The sequence below is a fragment of the Pseudomonas sp. TH32 genome, assembly GCF_016650855.1.
Lineage (GTDB): Bacteria > Pseudomonadota > Gammaproteobacteria > Pseudomonadales > Pseudomonadaceae > Aquipseudomonas.
In genome coordinates, this window is the sequence record NZ_JAEKFA010000002.1 from 1,242,630 (window position 1) to 1,266,671 (window position 24,042).

10 protein-coding genes and 1 pseudogene are annotated in these 24,042 nt (G+C 63.4%); 8 read left to right on the top strand and 3 right to left on the bottom strand.

The window, feature by feature from the left end; all coding sequences use genetic code 11:
* The first annotated feature begins 128 nt into the window (after positions 1-128).
* The 3 genes and pseudogenes from JFV30_RS09450 to JFV30_RS33615 form a co-directional block, all read left to right on the top strand.
* Complete coding sequence (locus JFV30_RS09450; RefSeq protein WP_446739849.1) at positions 129-9,974, top strand: two-partner secretion domain-containing protein; 9,846 nt, start codon at positions 129-131, stop codon at positions 9,972-9,974.
* Positions 9,862-10,986 carry a hypothetical protein gene (locus JFV30_RS33610; RefSeq protein ID WP_446739850.1) on the top strand — a complete coding sequence of 375 codons (1,125 nt, stop codon included), beginning with the start codon at positions 9,862-9,864 and terminating at the stop codon, positions 10,984-10,986. The genes JFV30_RS09450 and JFV30_RS33610 overlap by 113 nt, the downstream gene beginning before the upstream one ends.
* Positions 10,944-12,644: pseudogene (locus JFV30_RS33615) on the top strand (filamentous hemagglutinin family protein); the annotation flags it as partial. The gene JFV30_RS33610 and the pseudogene JFV30_RS33615, both read left to right, overlap by 43 nt.
* 63 nt (positions 12,645-12,707) lie before the next feature.
* On the opposite strand, the gene JFV30_RS09455 reads toward JFV30_RS33615, so the two are convergent.
* The 3 genes from JFV30_RS09455 to JFV30_RS09465 form a co-directional block, all read right to left on the bottom strand.
* Positions 12,708-14,315, bottom strand: a complete 1,608-nt coding sequence (locus JFV30_RS09455; RefSeq protein ID WP_201123269.1) for a hypothetical protein — start codon at positions 14,313-14,315, stop codon at positions 12,708-12,710.
* A 64-nt stretch (positions 14,316-14,379) separates the two neighbouring features.
* Complete coding sequence (locus JFV30_RS09460) at positions 14,380-16,119, bottom strand: hypothetical protein (protein WP_201123271.1); 1,740 nt, start codon at positions 16,117-16,119, stop codon at positions 14,380-14,382.
* Positions 16,116-17,939, bottom strand: a complete 1,824-nt coding sequence (locus JFV30_RS09465) for a tyrosinase family protein (RefSeq protein WP_201123274.1) — start codon at positions 17,937-17,939, stop codon at positions 16,116-16,118. Before JFV30_RS09465 ends, JFV30_RS09460 begins: the two co-directional genes overlap by 4 nt.
* A 159-nt stretch (positions 17,940-18,098) precedes the next feature.
* Here JFV30_RS09465 and JFV30_RS09470 point away from each other — a divergent pair, with 159 nt between their 5' ends.
* The 5 genes from JFV30_RS09470 to JFV30_RS09490 all read left to right on the top strand — a co-directional run bounded on the left by JFV30_RS09470 (position 18,099) and on the right by JFV30_RS09490 (position 24,042).
* Entirely contained in the window at positions 18,099-18,563 is a 465-nt protein-coding gene (locus tag JFV30_RS09470) for an Lrp/AsnC family transcriptional regulator (RefSeq protein WP_242487146.1), read from the top strand.
* 966 nt (positions 18,564-19,529) lie between these two features.
* Complete coding sequence (locus tag JFV30_RS09475) at positions 19,530-20,123, top strand: transposase (protein ID WP_010173422.1); 594 nt, start codon at positions 19,530-19,532, stop codon at positions 20,121-20,123.
* 59 nt (positions 20,124-20,182) lie between these two features.
* Entirely contained in the window at positions 20,183-21,781 is a 1,599-nt protein-coding gene (locus JFV30_RS09480) for a ShlB/FhaC/HecB family hemolysin secretion/activation protein (protein WP_201126157.1), read from the top strand.
* 24 nt (positions 21,782-21,805) lie between these two features.
* Complete coding sequence (locus JFV30_RS09485; protein WP_201123276.1) at positions 21,806-23,605, top strand: DUF2341 domain-containing protein; 1,800 nt, start codon at positions 21,806-21,808, stop codon at positions 23,603-23,605.
* Between the two features lie 11 nt (positions 23,606-23,616).
* On the top strand, positions 23,617-24,042 hold the full coding sequence (locus tag JFV30_RS09490; RefSeq protein WP_010173416.1) for an ExbD/TolR family protein: 426 nt from the start codon (positions 23,617-23,619) through the stop codon (positions 24,040-24,042).

Sequence of the window (24,042 nt, forward strand, 5' to 3'; positions counted from 1 at the left end):
TTTTTTTCGTTAACAGCCTCATATGAACTTTCGATGACAGAAGTTCAGTCCCGTCCCTCGCCAACCGCCTAACCCTCATACATGAGCGTGTCTTGCCCCCGGGCGATTACAAATAAGGAAGATTCCTGATGGTCCGCTGCACACCACTGGTTAACCTGAATGCCCGGGCGCCGCGCGCCCAGACAGTCCTGCGCCTGAAGCCACTGGCCCAGGCCATTGCCTTGTTGATGGTGGCGGGCAATGCCCATGCCGCTTCGGCGGCGTTCAGTTCCGGCTGGTTTGCCGACAAGGGTGCCTCCCAGGCCACCACGGCGGCACGTCTCGGCGCCGGGCAGGTGCCGGGGATCCCGGCGTTGAATCAACAGGCAAAGGTCAATCAGCAACTGGCACGGTCCATCAGCACGTTGAACAACAGCGTCGCGGCGATTGCCGCCCAGCAGGCGGCTCAGGCGGCCGGCCGGCAGGCTGCGCTTGGCCAGGTCTCGACGATTCCCGATGGCCTGGGCAAAGGTGGCCTGCAGGTCGACAATAGCCTGACCCAAGGCTGGGTCAATGCCAAAGGGCCGACCCAAAGCCAGGCCGGCGGCAAGACCACGGTGACCATCGAGCAGACCGCCGACAAGGCGATCCTCAACTGGGAAACCTTCAACGTCGGGCGCAACACCACGGTGGATTTCCAGCAGCAGTCCAACTGGGCCTTGCTCAACCGGGTCAACGATCCCAACGCACGGCCCAGCGAGATTCAGGGCCAGATCACCGGCGCCGGGACGGTGATGATCATGAACCGTAACGGCGTGGTCTTCAGCGGCACCAGCCAGGTCAACGTGCGCAACCTGGTGGCCGCCGCCGCCAACATCACCGATGAGCAGTTCACCCAGCGCGGGATTTACGTCGACATCAACGGCTCCCAGCCGACCTTTACTGATGCCGCGGGCAAGGTCGAGGTGCAACGTGGCGCGCTGATCCAGACCCACACCCCGACGCTGTCCACCGACTCCGGCGGCTACGCCTTGCTGTTGGGCTCCGAGGTCGAGAACGCCGGCACGATCATCACCGCCAAGGGCCAGACCACCCTGGCCGCTGGCGACAGCTTTTATATTCGCCGTGGCGTGGGCACCTCGGGTAACCAGAACTCCACCACCCGTGGCAACGAAGTGGCCACCAGCCTCAAGCCGGGCAGCGGTGCGGGCAAGGTGAGCAACAATGGGCTGATATTGGCTGCTACGGGCGATATCACCCTGACCGGGCACCAGGTGCAGCAAAACGGCGTGGCCCTGGCCAGCACTTCGGTGGACAACCGGGGCACCGTCCACCTGCTCAACTCGGTCACCGATACCACGGGCAGCGTGACCCTGGGGCAGGGCAGCACCACTGCAATCCTTCTCGACAACACCGGCAACACGGCGCTTAACAGCCAGCGCGACAACGGCCTGATCAACCTCGATGGCCGCCCGGACGCGGTCAATATGGCCACCGGGCGCTTCAACAACCTGAGCACGGTCAGTGACCGTATCGATCAGTCCCGGGTGGAGATCGTCAGCGGCGGCACCGTGGAGTTCAAGGACGGCTCGATCACCCTGGCCACCGGCGGCCAGGTCGCGGTGACGGCGGGCCAGCGCAGCCTGGTGCGTGACGGAGCGATGATCGATGTGTCCGGCGCGATTGGCGTCAAGGTGTCGATGGAATCCAACAACATCAAGATCAACGTCCAGGGTAACGAACAGCGCGATGCGCCGGTCAACCGTGACGGCGGCCAGTTGATCAACAACGATGTGTGGGTTGATCTGCGTGACTTGGTGTTTGTGCCTGCGGGCACCAACGGCTACGCCACCGATCGCTGGTACACCGCCGGTGGCCTGCTGGAAGTCGGCGGTTACCTCGGCACCCAGGGGCATACCGTCAGCGAGTGGATGGCCCAGGGCGGCACGCTGACGTTTACCGGCAAGGAAGTGGTGACCGAGCAGGGCGCCCAGTTCAACCTGTCGGGCGGTACGATTGATGTGCAGGACGGCTACATCCGGCAAAGCTGGCTCAAGGGCCCGGACGGTCGCCTCTATGAGCTGTCCAAAGCACCGGGGGACATTCTCTACTCGGGTTTCTACAAGGGCTTTGAAGACGCCAGCGCCCGCTGGGGCCGCACCGACCATTACTACAACCCGCTGATTGCCGCGCAGCAACGCTACGAGGCGGGTTACACCGTAGGCCGCGACGCGGGCAAGCTGGTGATCGGCACCACCAGCGCGGTGCTTGAAGGCCAATTGATCAGCGACGTGTTCCAGGGCGATCGCCAGAGCAGCACCCCGACGATCAACATCGATGGCTATCAACAGTCGCAAAAGGCTGCCGCGCAACGCGCGCAACTGATCATCGGCAGCTACACACCGGTGTTCAATAAAAGTACCGGCACCTTGCGCTACAACCTGAACCCGGTGACCGGCGAGATTCTGTTCGAGCCCGGCGCGCAAAAGATCGCCGATGGCCTGGACCTGGACACGGCCTTGCCCGCTGACCGCCAGGGCAAGGTGATGCTTGACAGTGACCAACTCAACGGCTTCGAACTGGGCGCGATCAAAGCCGCCGCCACGCAACAGATCAACGTCAACGGTGCGCTTAAAGTGGCCGACGGTGGCGACATCACCCTGTTTGCGCCTCGGGTGGCGGTCAACGCCAACCTGACTGCCCACGGTGGCAGCCTCAATGCGGGCAACCTGCTTAACCAGCCGGACAGAGATCGCAACATGGTTGTCGGCGATGTGTACCTGCTGCCAACGGCAGGTACCCAGGCTTGGGTCAAGGTGACCGAAGGGGCCAGGCTGGATGCTTCCGGGCGCTGGAGCAACCTGGCGCAGGACGGCGTCAACAACGCCGGCGCGGCGTATCTGAATGGCGGCAAGGTGTCGCTGCGCAGCACCGGCGATGTGCAACTGGCGCCAGGCAGTGTGGTGGACGTGTCCTCCGGGGCCACCATTGGCCTGGACGGCAAGGTCATCGGTGGCAAGGGCGGCAGCGCGACCCTGGCGGCCTTGAACGCGCTTGAGCTGGGCAGCGAGATTCGCGGTTACGGTGTCAGCGGCGGCGGCACGCTGGCCGTACAGGCGCGCAAGGTGCAGATTGGCGATAACGCCGGTTCGCCGGGCGACGACACCCTGCACCTGGCAGGGGACTTCTTCAACAAGGGCTTCTCGGCTTACGACATTACCGGCAACGAAGGGCTGCTGGTCACTGACGGCACCCGGGTCGATGTGTCCATGCCGGTCTACCGTTTGGGCGAACAGGCTCTGTCCACCCCAAGCGGCAGCGACCCGACCACGGCGCTGGAGCGCTGGACACCTGGGCTGTACCAGGAAGACGCCGTCAAAGGCGTGCTGACTCAACGCCGTGGCGCCAGCCTGAACCTCAACGCCGGTACCACCATCGCTTCAGGCGCGCTGGCCGCGACCACCGCCCTGACCGTCGGCAAAGGCGCGGTGATTAGCGTCGACCCCGGCCAGGGGATCAACCTGCGCAGCATCGGCCAATTGACCGTCGACGGCACGCTCAATGCCTGGGGCGGCACGGTGAGCCTGGCGGGCTTGAGCAGCGCTGACTCCACACAAGTCGAAGGCAATGGCCATGGCCGCTCGATCTGGGTCGGCGAAACAGCGGTGATTGACGTGGCCTCGCGGGCGGTGACCGCTGTTGACAATCGTGGCGGTATGTATGGCCAGGTGCGTAATGGCGGCCAGATCACCGTCGGTGGCGATGTTGATCCGGTCACCGGCATAGCCAAGGCCAGCGACCTGTTTGTGGTGGTGCGCGAAGGTGCACGCCTGGATGCGTCCGGCAGCCAGGCGCTGCTCGATCTGCCGGGCCAGGGCCGCGCGCTGGTGGCCAGCAACGGCGGCAATATTGCTTTTGCTTCCAACAACGGGTTGTACCTGGACGGCAGTTTCGTGGCCAATGCCGGTGGCGCCGGAGCGGCCGGCGGGCGTCTGGCGCTGGCACTGGAGTCGCCGTATTACTTGAAGCTGCACGTCAAGGACCGTGTGCTGCCGGTCCGTGAACTGGTGATCAACCGTCAACATCAGGCCAGCGCCTTGCCCGACAACGCAGAAGCGGCGGCAGACGCGTTGATTTACGGTCACGGCGCACTCGGAATTGACCAGATTCAGGCCGGTGGTTTTGACAACCTGACAGTGCTGGTGCGGGGGGCGTTGAACGTTGACGGTGATGCCTCGCTGCACATGGGGCAAAGCCTGCAGCTGTATTCCGGCGGTATTGGCCTGACCCGTAACGCGAACCCGACTTCGCAGATTAATCTCAGTGCTCCCCATGTGCTGCTCAGCGGCTTGCTTGAGCCGGACAAGCCCGGGATGGAAGCGTGGACCCGGGCGTATATCCGCGATACCTCGCCGACTTTCCGCAGCCAGGGCGTTTTGACCGTCGACAGCGACTTGCTGGACATCCGCGACCGCTTCGCCTTTGGCGCCGATCAGGGCTTCGATCAGGTCCGGCTCAACAGCCGTGGCGACCTGCGCTTCCTGGCGGGGAGCGACGGCGGCACTACGCCCAGCGGCTTCAGTACCCTCTTGAGTTCGGCGGGCGACATGACCCTGCGCGCCGCGCGCATCTACCCGGGCTCCGAGATCAAGGCCCAAGTGCTGGTGGGCGGTATCGGCGTCAATGGCAATCAAATGATCTTCGACCCGACGCGCACCCTGACGATTGAGAAGGTCGGCGATGACAATGGCGTTGCACCGGACTCGGTGTTCGGGCGCCTGCAACTGGGTGCCGCCACCATCAAGCAGGGCGGCGTATTGCGTGCGCCGCTGGGGTTGATCGAACTCGGCAACCTGGGCAGTACCCAGGTCGAATTGCTGCCCGGCAGCCTGACCTCGGTCAGCGCCAAGGGCCTGGTGTTGCCGTATGGCGGCACCGTGGATGGCCAGGTTTATCGCTATAACGGCAAGACCGTGGTCTTCACCGGGCAGGGCGGGATCGGAGCGACCAACGGTGGAGAGCTGTCGGTCGGGGTGATTTTGGGCGGCAAGTCGGTGGACGTATTGCCCGACGCCACGCTGGACCTGTCCGGTGGCGGCGAATTGTTGGGTGCTGGCTTTATTTCCGGGCGCGGCGGTTCCACCGATGCGCGTTTCAACCCGCTGGTGCAGTTCGGGGCCAATGGCGGTTTCACCTTGCCGGGGCTGAGCACCAACCCGGTCTATGCCATCGTGCCGGGCGTGCAATCAGGCTATGCGCCGGTGGCTGGCGAAGCCGGCGCCAGTACCCCGCTGCTGGGCCAGCAGATCACCATCGGTGCCGGCGTGCCGGGATTGCCGGCAGGCACCTACACCTTGATGCCGTCCACCTACGCATTGAAACCGGGGGCCTTCCGGGTTGAGATCAACGGTCTCGCGGCACAGGGCAGCGACGGCGCCACCACGCTGATGCGCAACGGTTCGTGGTCGACGGCCGGGCAACTGTCGATTATCAACACCGGCATTCACAACAGCGTGAACAGCCAGGTGATCCTGACCTCGGCCGACACCTTGCGCCGCTACTCCCAGTACAACGAAACCAGCTACGCTCAGTTCGCCATTGCCGATGCCGCCAGGCTCGGTGTACCACGGCCAATGCTGGAAGTGGACGCCAAAACCCTCAAGCTGGCGTTTAACGGCGGCGGGGGCAAAGAGACGTTCTCGTTCCAGGGCGTTGGCAACTTTGAAGCGGCGAAAGGCGGCTACGGCGGCACGGTGGGTGTGATCAACCTGGGCGGTAGCACTGCCGAGAGCCGAGAGACCCAGATCGTTGATGCCAACAGTCCCTTGCCAGCCTACGAGGGCCTGACCCTCACCGCCCAAAGCCTTAATAATCTGGGCGCCAAGCGCCTGATTATCGGCGGTTTGCCCCAGGTGGAATATGGCCGTAACGGTAATATCATCCAATTCCCCTACGGCGCTAACACCGTGGGTTACGGGATCACCCTGCGCAGCGGTGCAAGCCTGTCGGCGCCGGAAGTGATCATGGTGTCGGGCACCGGCGATATCGTGGTCGAGCAGGGCGCTTCGATCAGTACTCTTGGGCGCGGTGCGGCGGCCTATGACGCGCGTGACGGCTTTGTTTATAAGGGCGTGCCAAGCATGCTGGCCGTGTCCAACGGCCTGCTCAATGTGCTGCCTTACGTAAACCTGACCAATAACCCCTCGGGCGGAATCAAGATCGGCGTGTGCCCGAGCGGCAATTGCTCGGGCCAGACCTCGATTTATTCCGAGGGCAGTATCATCGCGGCGACCGACACCGCTCTGCAACTGGACGACCAGGTGCGCTACGGAACCCGCCACCTGGCGCTGGCCCTGAGCAACATCAACGTCGGCAGCGCGGCGGGGCTGGCCGATGCCGCTGCGCGCAATGTGTTGCCATCAGGCCTGACCCTTAACCAGCAAGTGCTCGAACGCTTGATGCGCGGAGACACCCAGGCCGGTGCTCCGGCGCTGGAAACCCTGCAACTGTCGGCCGGCCAGGCGTTCAACTTCTACGGCACCACCACCCTTGATACTTATGATTCGGTGACCGGCAAGTCGTTGCTGAGCAATCTGGTGCTGTCGACGCCGGCGATCTACGGTTCGGGCAATGCCGATGATGTGGCGAGCATTCACACCGCCAACCTGATTTGGCAAGGCGCCACAGGCGGGCCTGGCGCGGTCATCAAGAACGGTGCCGGTAATGGCAGCGGACGCCTGGATATCAACGCCGAGCGTATCGAGTTCGGTTATGGGCCTTTTGCCCAGGCAAACACCAACACGGTCTTTGACCGTTTGGTACTGGGCTTTGCCAACGTCAACCTGAATGCCAGCGAGCGGATTACGGCCAACTACAAAGGCAGCCTGTCGGTGTATCAACGCCAGGGCGCGTATGACCCGGTCACCGGTTTTGCCTACAGCGGCGGCAACCTCAACATCGTGACGCCGTTGATGACCGGTGAAGGCGGCTCGCTGAACCGCATCACCGCTGGCGGCACGATTGATGTCGCAGGGGCTGCCGACACCCGTGGTGCGGCCACAGGCTACGGCGGCGAACTGTCGTTCAAAGGTCAAACCGTTCGCCTGGCCACCGCTGTGGTCTTGCCGAGCGGCAAGGTCACGCTGGAGGCCACTGACGATGTGGTGCTGACCGATCAAGCGTTGATCGACGTGGCCGGTCGTGCGGTGGTGTTCAACGACATCACCCAATATGGCGCAGGCGGCGATGTGCTGCTCGACAGCCGCAATGGCAATATCCGGCAGGCGGCGGGCTCGACCATCGACCTGTCGGCCAAGTACAACCAGGGCGGCAAATTGCGCGCCGTGGCGGTGAATGCGGCCGGTGGGACAGTCGACCTGCAAGGCAAGATCCTGGGGCGCAGCAGCGGTTACTACAACGCGGGTGGCACCTATGTGCCGTATGCAGGCGGCATCGTGGAAATCCAGGCCCAGCGCCTGGGCGCCAGTGGCTCGCTGGATCAGCAGTTTGCTGAACTCAACCAGCGCCTGAACCAGGGCGAAGTGTTCGGCGCGCGCAGCTTCCAGCTCAAGCAGGGCGACCTGACCATCGGCAACGGCCTCAAGGCCAACACCCTCAACGTCTCGGTGGACAACGGCAGCCTGCGTGTCACCGGCTTGGTGGATGCCAGCGGTGAGCGCGTCGGCAGCATCAACCTGGCGGGCAAAACAGGCCTGACCCTCGACGGCAGTGCAGTGCTGGATGCCCACGGCAGCCAGGTGCGGGTCGACAGCTACGGCAAGATCATCGACTCACCGAACCGGGCGATGGTGGTGCTGGGGTCCGGCACCGGGCAACTGACCCTGGGCGATGGCGCGACGATCGACCTGCGTCACGGCACGTCAGGCACGGCAGGCAATGACGGACGTAATCGCGGCACCCTGGAGTTGAACGCACCGCGCATCAACACCAATGACATTGCCATTGATGCCCGTGGCAACCTGACGATCCAAGGCGCACGGGCGATCACCCTCAACGGCATGGCGACTTACGACGATGCGCCGCTGATGATCGACCCGACCGCCAGCGGCAAGCCGTACCAGGTCATCGATCAGGCGTACCTGGATGGCAAGCACGTGCTGAGCACGGCGTTTATCAACGCCGCGTTGCAAAACACCACTCTGTTGAACAACAAACTGGCCGGTTTGAACAACGCCACTTACGCCGACGCGTTCCACCTGCGCCCGGGCGTGGAGATCATCAGCAAGACCCCGGACGGCGACCTGGTGGTGCAGGGGGATGTCGACCTTTCCGGCTACCGCTACGCCAGCCTCAACCCCAACACTCAGAAAACCTCGGTGTATGGTTCGGGCGAGTCCGGCAGCCTGACGTTGCGGGCCGGCGGCGACCTGAACATCTATGGCAGCCTCAACGACGGCTTCTCGCCGCCACCGGAAACGATGAATGACAAGGGCTGGCTGTTATTGGCGGGCCGGGACTTCACCGGCGGCGAGATCATCGTGCCGGGCAATGGCGTGGTCCTGGCCGATGGCACTACCTACATCGGCGGCTCGGTGCTGAACTACGATTTGCCGATCAAAGGCATGACCGTGGTGGCCGGCACCCGCCTGCCAGCCCGGGCAACGCTGGCCCAGGACCTGACCTTGCCGGCAGGCACTGTGCTCGCGGCCGCGGTACTGGATGCGTCGGGCACTGTGTTGTTGGCGGCCGGCACGCTGTTGAACCAGCCGTATACCCTGCAAGCCGGGGTGCAACTGGAAGCCGGCACCTTGCTGAACCAGCCCACCCAACTGCGAGCCATGATCTGGCCCAAAGGCGTGCCATTGCCTGGCTTGAACGGGGCTTTGGACGGGGGCAAGAATGTCGTCACCCTGGATGGCAATATCGCCCTGGCGCGTGGCGCGCTGATTCCGGTCGGCACCGATGTCAAGCTGGTGGGCGGGGTGGATTCGGTCGAGTTGCGCCCTGAAGTGGCCGGGCGGCAGGGGCAACTCTGGGCCATTTCCCCGATGCTGGCCGAAGGTTCCCAATCCTGGTCATTGCGTCTGGTCGCCGGGGCTGACACCGAGGCTGCGGACAGTCGGCTGCTCAAGCCGGACCCGAGCAGCGGCACGCTGCGTCTGGCTGACAGCCACTACGGCATGTTCGCCAAAGAGTTGCCGCCTAAAGGGGTATTGGTCTGGACTGCCCATGCGGTTAGCGACCTGGGAGACGCAGGGGTGGTGATCAAAGAGGGCGACCCGGTAGATCAATCCATTCTGGATGAGTTCGGCCTGGGTTCGATTGCTGATTTCTGCAACAATTTCCCGGATTACTGTGGCGCCAAAGCGGCCTTTGCCTGGAGCAAACAGGCCGCCGATGAACTGGCTGAGCAGGGGATTATTGTTCAGGCCGGAAGTGCGATGGATGACGCCTGGATGCTCGAAATGGTAGGCCAGACCGTGGCGGAATTCTGCCAGGGCACACCGGCGTATTGTGTGGCCATGGGCGGCAAGGAGTACGCGCCAACCCCGTCAAATTCGCTGTTCAGCGTGGTCCGTACCGGCACCGGTGACTTGCAATTGTTGAGCGCGGGCAACCTGACTGTGAACTCGACGTACGGGGTGTACACGGCCGGCACCTCGTCCACCACCACTGAGGCGGGCGACCCTTTCAACCAGCCGCGCGCCCTGGCGGGCGGCACCACGGTACTCAAGGATCCCAACAGCTACTTCGAACAGTTCGTCAATGGCGGCAGCCAGAGCCTGTACCGCGCCTGGTACCCGGAGGCGGGCGGTAACCTGACGCTGAACGTCGGTGGCAACCTGACAGGCCACCTGGATGCCGGAGGTCTCTCAGTCCCTTCGCGCCCCGACCCCTATGACGGGGGCAGCAATACGGCCGATGTCGGCACCTTGGTTGTGGCGACAGGGCAGTGGCAATTTCGCAACCGGCGGGCAGGCCCAGCCCACGGCGTGGTGGATCAACTTTGGCACCTACACCAATATCGTCGCTGACAACCTGGTTGGCTTCACCGGTTTCGGCACGTTGGGTGGCGGTGATCTGGATGTCAATGTGGGCGGCGATGCGGGCACGTTGAACATCCCGAATTTCGTTGGGGATCTCACCAACAAACGTACCCAGGGCCTGGTACTGGCAGTCGGCAGCACCGGCCGGGTAAACAGCGACGGCAGCCTGCAACTGACCGGTGGCGGCGACATGCGGGTGCGCGTCAGCGGTGCGTTCAACCCTGTCGCCACCCTGGAGGTTCCCGACAGTCGTAATGGCGTGCTGGTGAATACTCGCGGCAATGTGCAAGTGCAGGCCACCAGCATCGGGCGCATCGACTTGCAGTACGGTGTCGGGATCCAGGTTCCTGGCGAGGTCCGTGCGCAGGAACCGCTGCGGGCCAGCCGAAGTGCGCCGCAAGGTGGCCTGACCCTGGTGGCAGGCGACTCTACGTTCAGCTTGCAGACCTTGGGCGACCTGGTGGTGCAGACGGTTGAAGATGCCGGGCGTGTGCACCAGTACAACCGCTCTGCCTTCAGCCGTGACGGCGTGAACGGTGGCTCCAGCAGTTGGTTTAGCTTATGGACCCCAAACACCGCCATCGATCTGTATGCCGAGGGCGGTAACCTGACGCCTTTTGTCCGCGCTGCGGCTAACACGGATATGGCGGTCGTCTATCCATCGATCGTCAGGGCGACTGCGGCCAGCGGCAGTCTTTACTATGGCAAAGCCGCCACATTTCGTGATTTCCCCAGCTACACCTACCCGCTGCTCCTGGCCCCTGGCAAAAACGGGCAACTGCAGTTCCTGGCGCAGGACTCGATTTACGCCGGTGGTTTTACCGTCACCCAGTCCGGTTCGGCGCCGAGCAGCATGGCGACCCCTGGAATCCGGCCATTGTTGCCAGCCTGGGAGCGAGCAACTACGGCAACACGTCCAGCACGGGCAACTACAACACCTACGGCAATCAGGGGCTGTCGTTGTTCGCTTTCGGCCCGGGCACAGCCGCTGAGCCGTTGAGCAACAGGGCGGATCCTTCACGTTTCTACGCCGTGACCGGGGATCTGGTTGGCGTCAGCAGCGGCCGGATCATCGGCTACAACACCATCAATGTGCCTCATAACGGAGAGACCTGGTACGAAGGCAGCCGGCCGGTATGGATGATGGCCGGGCGCGATATCGTCAGCAGCGGTGCCAACCCCAATGACAATGGCGAGATTTATCCGGGCGTGCTCACCACGGGCAACCTGTTCGTTCACAACAACGCCACCGACATTTCCATCGTTTCTGCCGGACGCGACATTATCTACAGCAGCTTTAACATCGCAGGGCCTGGCGCGCTGGAGATCACTGCCGGGCGCAATATCGTGATGGACGACAAGGTCAGCGTGACGAGTCTCGGGCCGATCCTTGCCGGCGACTTGCGTCCAGGCGCAAGCATCGTCATGCAGGCCGGTGTCGGTGCCAACGGCGGGGATTACCAGCGCTTTGTGGCGGCTTACCTCAACCCGGCCAACCAGCTGGCCGCGGGTGAACCGTTGTCGGCCTCGGGCGGCAAGGTGGCCAAGACCTACGAAAACGAACTGGTGGCGTGGCTGACCGAGCGCTTCGGTTTTGCCGGTGACAGCGAGCAGGCCGTGGCTTACTTCATGCAATTGCCGGCCGAGCAGCAACGGGTGTTTGCCCGTGAGGTGTACTTTGCCGAGCTGGAGGCGGGCGGTCGCGAGTACAACGAGAGCGGCGGTGTACGGCAAGGCAGTTATGCCCGTGGCCGGGCGGCGATTGCGGCACTGTTCCCGGAGAAAGACGTGGCCGGCAACACCATCACCTACCAGGGCGATATCCGCCTGTTTGGCGGGGCAGGTGTACACACCAACTTCGGCGGCTCGATCCAGATGCTCACCCCCGGCGGTAGCCAGACCTTCGGTATCGAAGGCGTGGCACCCCCGGCTTCTGCGGGGGTGATCACCCAGGGCACGGGCAACATTCAGCTGTACTCCCTGGGCAGCATCCTGCTGGGCCAAAGCCGCATCATGACGACCTTCGGCGGCTCGATCATGGGCTGGTCGGCCGAGGGCGACATCAACGCCGGTCGCGGTTCCAAGACCACCGTGGTGTACACGCCACCCAAGCGTGTCTACGACAACTGGGGCAACGTGAGCCTGTCGCCGGCGGTGCCGAGTACCGGTGCGGGCATCGCGACCTTGAACCCGATTCCGGAGGTGCCGGCCGGCGACATCGACCTGATCGCGCCGCTGGGCACCATCGATGCGGGCGAGGCGGGGATTCGCGTCTCCGGCAACATCAACATCGCCGCGTTGCGGGTGGTGAACGCGGCGAACATCCAGACCCAGGGCAAATCGTCCGGGGTGCCGGTGTCGGCCGCGGTGAACACCGGGGCCATGACGTCGGCGAGCGCGGCCGGTGCGGCGGCGTCACAGGCGGCGGAAGATGCCGCCCGCAGCCAGCAGGCGGCGGCCAAACAAGGCCGGGCGTCGATTGTCACGGTGGAAGTGTTGAGCTTTGGCAGCGAGCCGGTGCAGCACAAGCCTGAGGACGGGCAGAAGACCTCCGGCTACAACCCCAACAGCCCGGTGCAGGTGCTGGGTGCCGGACCATTGAGTGACCAGGCGCGGGCGCAGTTGACGGATGAGGAGCGCCAGCAGATCAGCTTGTAGTTTCGGAAAAGGACCTCTCGTTGTATTTGGGGCGATCATTGATCGCCCCTTTTTTCGGTTTCTTCAGGGCTGGTCCTTGAGGGTCTCGAACGCCTTCACCCGCTTGACCAGGCTTTTCTTGCTGGCCGAGTCGGCGCTGTTGAACAGGAACGAAAAGTCCGAGGCCAGGGTGGAGCTGCCGGCGATGGTCGCGTACTGGTGACAGGCGTTGCAGTTGTCGCCCTGGACGTAGGTCTCCAGGGTGGTGTTGGCCACGGGTACATTGCCCTGGCTGATAAACGGCCCGTAGGACAGCGGCACCTGCGCGCTGACGCCCGGCTCCGGCTGGGTGGGCGGGTTGGGCGTGAGGGTCCAGAGCACGTTGATCAGTTTGTAGTACTGGAACACCGACTTGCCCTGGCTCTGCTGAGCGAAGTTGGCCTGCACCGCGCCGTTCAGGGCTTGCAACTCCGTGGGCAGCGGATGTTCCCGGGTGGTTTGCACCGGTTGGTCCCGTGGATACGGCTCCGTGCAGTCGCGGTCGGGATGATGCTGTTTGCACTGGATACGCGCCACGTTCGGCGTGCATTCGGGGCCGGTGCCGCAGTTCGGGTTGTTGAAGGCAAAGCTGTCGGGCGGCGTCTGCTGTGGCGGCACCTGGTCGGGTTCCGGCACGTTGTCCACCTGCTCGAAGGTGGTCCAGATGAAGTTGGGCGAAGCCTGGGTCTTGTTGATGACGTGCAGGCCCACCAGGCCCACCACTTGCTGGGTGCACTGCAACGTGGCCGGGTTTTTGAGCCAGGCGACGGTGGTCAGGTAGCGCCCGTAGAGCTCGGGTTTACCGGTGAGGATCCGCCACGCGGCCTTGACCTCCAGGGCCCCGAGCTGCTCCTGCGGCACCGGGTCTGGCGGCAGCGAGCGCATGGGTTCACCAATGGGCAGGGACAGCCCGCCCGGGTTCTGGTTGTCGAGGTTCTGCGCCACTGTCAGCTGGTTGGCGGCGTCGTACAGCCCTTTGCTGACGATGTAATCAAACTCGGCCTTGCCGACCTTGCGTTCAAAAAACACCAGGTTCTTCGACTGGTCCGTCAGCCAGCCGCCGGAGGCTTCCATGATCGGGTCCGGAATCGAGGCCAGGGTGCCGCTGGACAGGTGAAACCCGTGCCGCGCGTTGATCGCGCTTTCCGAGGTGGCGGTCATGAACTTGCGCGCCCCCACCGACATCGCCTTGAGGCTGCCCTGGGTGCTGCAATTGGACGGTACCAGGGTTTGCACGCCCCAGCCGGTGGGCACGGGGGCGCCGGGCAGGAAGATATCGTTGGCGTCCTTGTAGCTGGCCCACACCGGCGCCACGGTCATCGGCTGCCCGGAGGCGGGCGGCACGCCGAACTGGGCGAGGCTGCTGTGCATGTCCGGCTCACCCGCGAGGGCGGGCTTGGCCGGCCAACCGGGATTCACCGGCCAGTTCAGGGCAATGAACAACTGCCAGCCGAAGCAGTTCATAAAGCTCTGGCCGGTGGCGTTGAAGTTATTGACCGGCAGGAATCCACCGCTGGCCGGGTTGAACACCAACTGTTGCTGGACGCAGGCGTCGGCATCGGATTGTGGCGTCGCATAGGCCGACTGCACCGCAAACAGGCCCAGCACCACACTGGTCAGCAGCGATAAAACACTCAAGCGTAACCTGGACATCATCGCGCTCCTTGCATGAAGGTAAGCCGCACCCTGGGCGGGTGCGGCTGATGGTGCATATCGGTCAGGCGCCAGGCACCAGCGCCAATCCGGACTCCCATGGATGCTCCGTCGCGCTGGGGTTGGCGGCCTCGGCCGGGTTGAGAGCGCGTACCGTCACCAGCCCCGGTGCGGCGGTGGGGCTCACGGTGATGGTCAGCAGGTAACCCTGGGTGCCGCCGGAGTTGGTTTGCCCGGGGATGGCCGAGGCGTCGGGCAGGAACTTCGTGACCACCGCCGTGACGCCGGGATTGGAAAACTGCACCCGCGCCGTCTCGGCGGTGGTCTTGAGATCGGCGCCTTGCACCACCAGGGCAAACTGCCCGCTGGTACCGGGTGCCAGCCACGCCGGCAGGTCGGTGGGCGACTGCCCGTAGAACAGATCCAGCGGCAGCAGTTGTACCGGCCAGGGTTGCACACCGTTGACCCGATCGGTCACGCACGGGCAGGAATCCGGTGTCGGGCTGATGGGCGTGGTGGTCACGCTCAGCCCCACCAGCAGTTGCTGGGCAATCACCCACACGTAGTCGATGGACTGGCCGCTGATGGTGATGTCGTTGATCGAGAATCCGGCGCTGACCGGCACTTCGAACACCGCCTGCAGGATCTGGTCGGAGCCGTTGGCCGCGGATTTTGCGGTGCCCCGGGTGATTTTCCAGTACTGGCTGACGTCCTGGCCCTGAGGACCTTTCCATGCCGAGAAGTCGGTGGGTTGTTGCAAGTACAGGCCGATGGGGTTGGTCAGGGACAGCCGGTTATTCACGGCCACGCTGTTGGCCGAAAAGCCGATATGCGGGTCGGAGTTGCGGTAGTTCTGCCCGTATTGCGCGCAGCAGATCAACGCCTGGGAATTCTGGCTGCTGGCCAGTGGACGCAGGATGGTCGCGGCTGCGGCCAGGTACACCTCGGCGCTCAGGGTATTGGGGCCGGAGGTCAGGTGCATCGCACCGCCGTATTGGCCGGGCACGCAGGCGGTGCCGGCGTTCCATTTGTTCACCGTGTCATAGGCTGGCTGGCCGGTGGTGGGGTCCATGACCGGATCGCCTTTGTTGCCGGTCGGGCCGTCGGCGGTGTAGCGCAAGTACAGGTCCTCGAGTTGCACCTGCGGGTCGATGTAGTCGCGATACAGGCCCAGTACCGCGTTCGGGTCGATGCGCCACATGGCGAGGAAATACGCCGGGTTTTCGCAGGTAAAGGTGATCTTGCGCATGTTCTGGGTACCGGGGTCACGCACGATCGACCACTCGCAGTATTCGTCCAGCCAGCCGCGCGGCCCCGAGGGCGAGAAATCCTTGTACTTGCCTTGCCAGTCAATGCTCGGGCAGCGGGTCACGGGCAGTTGCAGCAGGGTGCCTTGCTTGTTCGGATCGTAGAGCGTGTACAGGGTGTTGTTGAGGGTGATCTGGCCGTTGTCGGTCAGCTCCATCACCTGCTGCAACGTCATGGCCTTGCCGCCCAATTGCGGAATCACCGCGGTGCCATTGTTGTAGAAGAACGTCCACAGTCGGTTGGGGAAGGGCGCCCAGGTGATCGCCGGTGGCGTGGTGGGGCCGTAGCCTTCCACCAGCGGGTTGTAATAGCCCGAGCGCGGCGCGTCATTGAGGCCCGACCACGGGTTGCCGATGATCGCGGACTGGGTCCAGCCGGTGAGGTCGTTGTTCCAGTCGGTTTCAAACTGCGGCAACTGGTTTTCCAGGCCCAGCTTGTTGTAGTCCTTGGGGGCTTGCCCGGCGGGCGAGGTGAATTGATTGAAGGGTGTGCTCATGTCGGTTCTCCAGGTGTTGTGGTAGTGGAAGCAGAGCAGCAACCGGCACTGGGAGCAGGGCCGGCAATGGCCTGGCGCGGGTCGTCCCACACCAGTTGGGCGATAAAGCCTGGCAGCGGCGCGTACTCTTGCGGCGTCAACACCCGGGCACTATCGAGATGGGTCACCACCACGGACAACTGCGTGGCGTCAGTGGGGCCAAGGTTCAGCGCCCTGGCATTGCGTGCGGCATTCAATGCCCGGGACACGCCGTGGGTGATACAGCGGCCCTTGTCATCCACCAGGCCCATGCCGATGCGACTGAAGCGCCCGACGTAGTGCGGATTGTCGGCACTCACCTGCTGTGGCGTGGCGTCGGGCTGGTTGAGGAATACGTCGATCAGGTAGGTGTCGTGGGTGCAGCGCACGTGGTCGAACACCACCCACGGCCCAAGGCCGGCGGCGTTGTTCGTCGCCGGGGCGGGCGCCGAACGGTGTTGGCAGCAGGCCTTTGCCGCCTTGGTCGCGCCAAACTGCGGGGCCACGGGCGTGCCGTAGTCGTAGCCGATATGCCGACTGTCCTGGGCCATATCACCCAGGGTGGTGTAGCGCCAGGCATCGGCGCTGGTGAAGGTGACGGTGCTGGCGTCGCTCCCGGCAAACGGCTGGAGCAGGCACTGGGTGGTGTACTGCGCCGCCGGGTTGGCGCGGATCCAGACTTCGAGCATCCGGTCGATATTGGCGTGATACGAGCTGAACACCGGGTCGAACGCGGTGTAGGCATTGTCGGCCATGTCGCCGCCGATCCAGCCGTGATAGTTGTCGTGGGGCTGCTCGTAGAGCCCGTCGAAATTCAGCGCGCGGTTGGGGTACAGGTCGTCTTTCTGCGGCGGGTCAAACACCGGAATGTTCGCCCACGGATAGCCCGGCACGCCTTGGGGCTGGCTGAACGAGGTGAACTGCAGCGCATCCACCACTTGCTGCTGGAAAATCCGGCTCATCGCATACAGCTCCGTGCGCTCATGCCGGAACGGTTCTCCCTGGGTGTAGAACAGCGGGTTGCGCTGCACGAAGCGGCAATCCACCCCGTTGACCGCGCCCCTGGCGCACACCTTCGAGGTGCCGTCCTTGGCGGCGGCGTAACGCAACGGGTTGGGCCGCACTTCACCGGTGTGCGGGTGCAGGTAGGTTTCATCGAGAAACGCCTGGGGCAAACCGGCCTGGGGGCTGCCGTCGACACTGGCGTCTTCGGCCATCCAGTCCCAATAGGGAATCGGGCAGTCGATCAGCGCCTCCAGGTACAGCAGATAGGCCCGGTGCCACAGGGCAAAGGCTTCCTGGTAATGCAGGCACCAGTTGGTGTGGATATAGGCGTAGCGCTGCCACGGCGAACCGCTGTCGGGGTCGGCCACCTGCATCACGTCATCCAGCCGTGAGCGGTACAGGTTCAGTTGTTCGGGGCTGAGGGCGCGAATGTCCTGGCGCACGCGTTTGACCGGGTGGGGCAGGTCGGGTGGGGGAATGCGCTCGGCGATATCGAACGGTGAGCTGGGGGTCAGGCGCCAGCCCTGGTTGACCCACAGCCTGAAGGTTTCCAGGGCGTCTATGGGCCAGAACTGCTGCGGGTCGAGGGTCAGCGGCATGCTGCGCGAGGCCAGGTGCTGGTAGATGGTTTCGGACCAGGCCTTGACCGACGCCGGGTCTTCGAGGAACACGAAGTAGGCGTTCATGCAGCCCACCCAGGAGGCGGCGACGGCGGCGCGTTGTGCGGGCGGTATCCAGTAAGGGGCGCTGAAGAGGCCGTGGATATCGGTGGCCCATGTCGGTTTCGCGACTATCATAAGATCCCTCTCATGCCGCCCCGGTGCCTGATTTGGCTGGGCTGCTAAGCTGGATTGATGTTAGTGCGCCGCTGCGCAGGATTTGTGCAAATTGGCGGGGTTTTACGGTGGATTCATTGCAGTTTTTTCAAGGAAGATATGGAAAAAATGACAGATGCCATGGATTTGAAAATTCTGGGGAAGTTGCAAAGGGATTGCAGCCAGAGTCTGGAGTTGTTGAGTGACAGTGTGGGGTTGTCTTCGACCAGCTGCTACCGGCGTATCAGGCGGCTGGAGAGTGTCGGGATTATCAAGGCGAAGGTGGCGGTGCTGGATGAGCGCAAGCTTGGGATTCAGGTGACGGCGTTCTTTTTGATCAAGCTTGATAGGGACAGCAATGACATTGACCGCAAGATGCAGCATATCCTGGCGAATCATCCGGAGATTCAGGACTGTTATCTGCTGACCGGGGAGTTTGATTTTGTGATGGTGGCGAAGTTTCGGGATGCCACGGAGTACACGGATTATATCTATCGGTTTTTAGACATTTACCGGGATATTCCGATTCGTACTTATTCTTCTACGTTGGTGGTGCGGACGGTCAAGAAGTCTTATGAATTGCCGTTGCCGGGTTCTATGGTTTGAGTACATATCCGTTATTTGGGTAACGGCTGCTTATGGTTTCGCTCTTACAGCGACTCACTTTGGAAAAGCCCCAAAGTAAGCAAAGGGCTCTGCCCCGCCTGTCGGCACCTCGCCCAGGCTCGGTGTTCCCTCACTCCGGCGATGCTCCGCGGGCCGCCGCGATGGGCCATCCTTGGCCCAGCGCGGCTAAACCGGCGTCCTGCCGGTTTACCCGCTCCGCACCACCTGCGTTCGGCCTCGGGCTTATTGGGGCAGTCAGAGCCAGATCAAGATCAAAATCTACAGCACAGCGGCCTACAGGCCGGCTTGAGTGGTAGAAGCCAGATCAAAAGCCAAAGCAAAGCTGCTTTTCTGTAGGAGCCGGCTTGCCGGCGAAGAACCTGAGAGCGCCGCGTTGAATCAGGATGCCCACGTCATCGTTAACCACCTTCGCCGGCAAGCCAGCTCCTACAGGGGATCGTGCTCGCTTTGGATTTTGATTTTGCTTTTGCTTCACACCACTCAAGCCGGCCTGTAGGCCGCTGTGCTGTTGATCTGCTTTTGATCTTGATCTTAGGCGCCCCGTTAAACCACGCTGGCCGAACGCAGGCTTTGGAGCGTGGGTAACCCGGCAGGACGCCGGGTTAGCCGCGCTGGGCCAAGGATGGCCCATCGCGGCGGCCCACGGTCCAAAGCCGGAGTGAGGGCACACCGAGCCTAAGCGAGGTGCCGAGTGGTGGGGCAAGAGCCTTTTGGTTACTTTTGGGCTCCTTTCAAAAGTGACCCGCTGTAAGAGCGGAACCAATACCAGCCATCATCCAAATAACGGATATGCCCCCCAACCCTCGCCCAAAAAAGAAGCTTTTATGACAAAAGTTCGGTAGTCCCCAGCGACCCCGGTCTTGGCTATGTAACGCGCTCAAGAACGCCAAAACAGGCGATGCCAGAGCCGCAAGCAGGGTGCCAGGAGTGGGGCGAATGGGAACTATGGAACGTTACTCGAAAGTCGGCATGCAGGAGCTCGACCAGCGCCTGTCAAAGATCGTCGAAGCCGCGCGCAAAAAGCCGGTCTCGGTCTACCGCTATGGCGCACCGTGGGTATGGATCGTCTCCCAGGACGACTGGCAAGGCGCACTCAAGGAAGTCTCCAGCTATATCCCCGCAGGCCATTCACTGGTCCTGCTGCGCCCGCAGATCGACGACATCCTCGACCACCACCGCGACCTGCTCCAGGCCGAACCCGGCACCCGGATCGCCCCCCAGACCGTCTTGCAGATCCTGCTGCTGCAACTCCTGTACTCGGTCCCCAACGAACAGCAACTGCACGAACAGCTCAACTACAACCTGCTGTTCCGCTGGTTCGTCGGCCTCGACCTGAACCAGAAAGTCTGGGGCATCAACCTCCTGCAACGCGACATCGCCACCTTCCTCGGCAACCCGCAGGCGGTGCAACTGATCCAGAAAATCATCGGTGAAGTGTTCTGTGGCGCCTTGCTGCACATGCCGGAGTTCTCCCTGAACTTCGCCCTGCTGCACACCTGGCTCGCACGGCACGGCAACACCTCGATATCCAGCAATTGAACAGGCCAAACGCCGGGCAAACGGCGACGGCAATCATCTTGAGTAAACCAGGGGGCGGTGTGGAGCATCTGTTCAAATCAACGCTGGCGCTGTGCTGGCTGACGCTGGGCGCATTGGCGCAGCCGGTGCAGGCCGAAGAGCAGGGCGCCGAGCCCGAGGCTCCGGCACGGCGGGTGGACGTCAACGAGTACTTCGTGCGCGGCAATACCGTGCTCGATGCCCGGGCGATCGAAGAAGCGGTGTACCCGTTTCTCGGCCCGCAAAAGACCCTGGCCGATATCGAAGGCGCCCGGGATGCCTTGCAGAAGATCTACCAGGAACGCGGCTACCAATCGGTGTTCGTGGAGCTGCCGGAGCAGAAGGTCGACGACGGCATCGTCTACCTGCAAGTCAGCGAGACCAAGGTCGGCCGCGTCCGTGTGGTCGGCGCCAAGCATTATTCGCCAGTGGAAATCCGCGAAGAAGTGCCGGGCCTGAAGGAGGGCGCCGTACCGGACTTCACCCGCGTGCAAACCCAACTCGCCGGCCTCAACCGCGGCGTCGGGCGCCAGGTCACGCCGCTGGTTCGCGAAGGCCAGCGCCCCGGCACCATGGACGTCGACCTGCAGGTGGAAGACCAGAACCCGTGGCACGCCAGCCTCGGCCTGAACAACGACTACAGCGCCGACACCAAGGAGCTGCGCAGCGTGGCCACGCTGGGTTACGACAACCTCTGGCAGTTGGGCCACAGCATTTCCCTGACCTACTTTACGGCGCCCCAGGACAGCGACAACGCCAAGGTCTGGTCCGGCTCCTACACCGCTCCGCTGAGTGAGCGCTGGAGCCTGCAGTTCTCCGGTTACCAGTCCGACAGCAACATCGCCACCATCGGCGGCAGCAACGTGTTGGGCAAGGGCCATTCCTACGGCGTGGCGGCGATCTACAGCCTGCCGGCCAGCGGCAGCTGGGCCAACTCGTTCTCGGTGGGTGTGGACTTCAAGGACTTCAAGGAGCAGATGAAGTTTGGCAGCAGCACGGACGATATCCCGCTCAAGTACGCACCGCTGACGTTCGGCTACAACGGCTACCGCTACACCGAGCAGTCACAGCTGGGCCTGGGCTTGAACCTGATCGTCGGCACCCGCGCGTTTTTTGGCTACGGCAGCGACGCCGAAGAGTTCCAGTACAAACGCGACAAGGCCAGCCCGAGTTTCGCCGTGCTCAAGGGCGACCTGAATTATACCTACACCTTCGGCAACGACTGGCAATCGGCGTCCAAGGCCGGCTTCCAGCTGGCCTCGGGGCCGCTGGTGTCCAACGAGCAATATTCCGCCGGCGGTGCCACCTCGGTACGCGGTTACCTCGCCGCCGAGCGCACCGGTGACGAAGGCTACCTGCTGTCCCAGGAACTGCGCACGCCGTCGCTCGCCAAGTTCCTCGGCAGTTATGTGCAGGAGTGGCGCTTCTACGCGTTTGCCGAAGGTGCGCGCCTGCGCCTGCATGACCCGCTGCCCGAGCAGGAAGACGAATACAGCCTGGCCAGTGTCGGCCTGGGCACCCGCGCCAGTTTGAGCAAGTGGTTGTCCGGCAGCCTGGATTGGGGCTACCCGCTGCTCGATGGCCCAAACACCCAGAAACAGGACTCGCGACTGCACTTCAGTGTGCAGGCGACTTTCTGACCCTTTTTTTCGGAGACTCCTGACATGCAACGCCTATTTCTGAGCCTGTTGATCTGCCTGGGCTTCGCGCTCCCGGCCACTGCCCATGCCTGGTGGCAGGACGACTGGCACTACCGTAAACAGATCACCGTGGACACCACCTCCCAAGGCGCGGCCATCAGCCAGGCCCTGGGCCGCACGGCGCTGTTGGTGCGCCTGCACACCGGCAATTTCACCTTTGACGGGGTCAAGGACGACGGCGCCGACCTGCGTTTTGTCAGCGCCGACGACAAGACCGTGTTCAACCACCAGATCGAAAGCTTCGACCCGCTGATGGGCATGGCGCTGATCTGGGTCGATGTGCCCAAGGTCGAAGGCGGCCAGCGCCAGGACCTGTGGATGTACTACGGCAACCAGAAGGCCCCGGCCACCGCCAACGGCCAGTTGACTTTCGACCCGAACTACACCGCGCTCTACCACTTTGACGGTGCCAACGGCACGCCGCCCCGGGACACCACGGCCTACGGCAACACCGCCCTGAATGCCACCGGTGCGAGCATCGACGGGGTCATCGGCCGCGCGTTGCAGTTCAGCGGCCAGCCGTTGCTGCTGCCGGCCAGTCCGTCGCTGCAACACAGCGCGGGCAGTGCGTTTACCTTCAGTGCCTGGTTGCGGCTGGACCAGGCCAGCGGTGAGCAAGTGGTGATGGCTCGTCGCGAGGGTGCCCACAGCCTGTTGCTGGGCTTGAACCAGGGCATGCCGTTTATCGAAATCGACGGCCAGCGCGCGGTCTCCACCCAGCCGCTGAACCCGGGCCAATGGCAGCACCTGGCGTTCAGCGCCGAGGGCGACAAGGTTTCGCTCTACGTCAATGGCCGCGAAACCGCGAGCCTGGCGGTAGCGATGCCGGCGTTCAATTCCCAGCTGGCCATCGGTGCGGACTTGCCGGAAGCCACCAGCGGGCACCTGCCGTTTGCCGGTGCCATGGACGAGCTGCGCCTGTCCAAGGTCGCGCGCCCGGCAGCCCTGTTGCTGGCCGATGCCACGGCCCAGGGCGCCGAGTCGAAACTGGTGACCTACGGCGTGGATGAAGAACAGTCGGGCTTCGGTTTCGGCAGCCTGGGGTTCCTGCTCAAGGCCGTGCCGGTGGATGCCTGGGTGATCATCCTGGTGCTGGTGGGGATGATGTTCCAGTCGTGGTTCATCATGGTCCGCAAGAACCGTCAGGTCAGCCGCGTCAGCGGGGCCAACGAGATCTTCCGTGAGCACTTCGCGCAGATCGGCACCCGCCTGGAAATGTTCGCCGATGACCAGCCGTTGGCCGAACGCCTGACTCATTCCTCGCTGTGGCGCCTGTACCTGGTGGCGGTCAAGGAAATCCGTACCCGTCGCGCCCAGGGCGCCGACACCTCGTCGGTTTCGGCGGCGACCATCGAAGCCATTCGCTGCTCCATGGACGGTGTGCGCACCCGGGAAAACCAGTTGCTCGGCGCCAAGCTTTCAACCCTGTCCAACGCCATCGCCGGCGGCCCGTACATCGGCCTGCTGGGCACGGTGCTGGGGATCATGGTGGTGTTCCTCGGCACGGCAATGGCCGGTGACGTGAACATCAACGCCATTGCCCCGGGCATGGCGGCGGCCCTGCTGGCCACGGCCATGGGGCTGTTTGTCGCGATCCCCGCGCTGTTTGGCTACAACCGCCTGATTACCCGCAACAAGGAAGTCAGCGCCGACATGCGCGTGTTCGTCGACGAGTTCATCACTCGCCTGGCGGAGATGCACGGCGAGAGCCAGCACAGTGAAGCGGCGCACCGTCGCGACCACCACGCCACCGTCCCGGCCTGAGGAGAATCAGCATGGCTTCCGTGAATGCCTCCCACGACGATGACGATGACGCACCCGTCGACAGCATCAACATCACGCCCCTGGTGGACGTGCTGATGGTGGTGTTGGTGATGTTTATCCTGACCGCCACCGCCCAGGTCTCGGGGATCCAGATCCACCTGCCCAAGGCCAGCGCCTCGGTGTCGCTGTCGGAGGCCAAGACCAAGGCGATCTCGGTAAACGATGGCGGCCAGGTGTTTCTCGACGCTTACCCGGTGACCTTGCCCGAGCTGGAAGAGCGCCTGCGCATCGAGAAAGCGCAGAACCCGGACTTCCCGGTCATCGTGCGCGGCGACGCCATGGTGCAGTACCAGAAGGTCATCGAAGTGCTCGACTTGCTGCGCCGGCTGGAGCTGTCCCAGGTCGGGCTGGTCACCGGCAAACCGAGCCAGGGCTGA

Bases quoted from the DNA above. Each gene is read 5' to 3' on its own strand.
- JFV30_RS09450 (WP_446739849.1), top strand. From the start codon at position 129: ATGGTCCGCTGCACACCACTGGTTAACCTGAATGCCCGGGCGCCGCGC.
- JFV30_RS09490 (WP_010173416.1), top strand. From the start codon at position 23,617: ATGGCTTCCGTGAATGCCTCCCACGACGATGACGATGACGCACCCGTC.
- JFV30_RS33610 (WP_446739850.1), top strand. From the start codon at position 9,862: ATGTCGGCACCTTGGTTGTGGCGACAGGGCAGTGGCAATTTCGCAACC.
- JFV30_RS09460 (WP_201123271.1), bottom strand. From the start codon at position 16,119: ATGAGCACACCCTTCAATCAATTCACCTCGCCCGCCGGGCAAGCCCCC.
- JFV30_RS09455 (WP_201123269.1), bottom strand. From the start codon at position 14,315: ATGTCCAGGTTACGCTTGAGTGTTTTATCGCTGCTGACCAGTGTGGTG.
- JFV30_RS09470 (WP_242487146.1), top strand. From the start codon at position 18,099: ATGGATTTGAAAATTCTGGGGAAGTTGCAAAGGGATTGCAGCCAGAGT.
- JFV30_RS09475 (WP_010173422.1), top strand. From the start codon at position 19,530: ATGGAACGTTACTCGAAAGTCGGCATGCAGGAGCTCGACCAGCGCCTG.
- JFV30_RS09465 (WP_201123274.1), bottom strand. From the start codon at position 17,939: ATGATAGTCGCGAAACCGACATGGGCCACCGATATCCACGGCCTCTTC.
- JFV30_RS09485 (WP_201123276.1), top strand. From the start codon at position 21,806: ATGCAACGCCTATTTCTGAGCCTGTTGATCTGCCTGGGCTTCGCGCTC.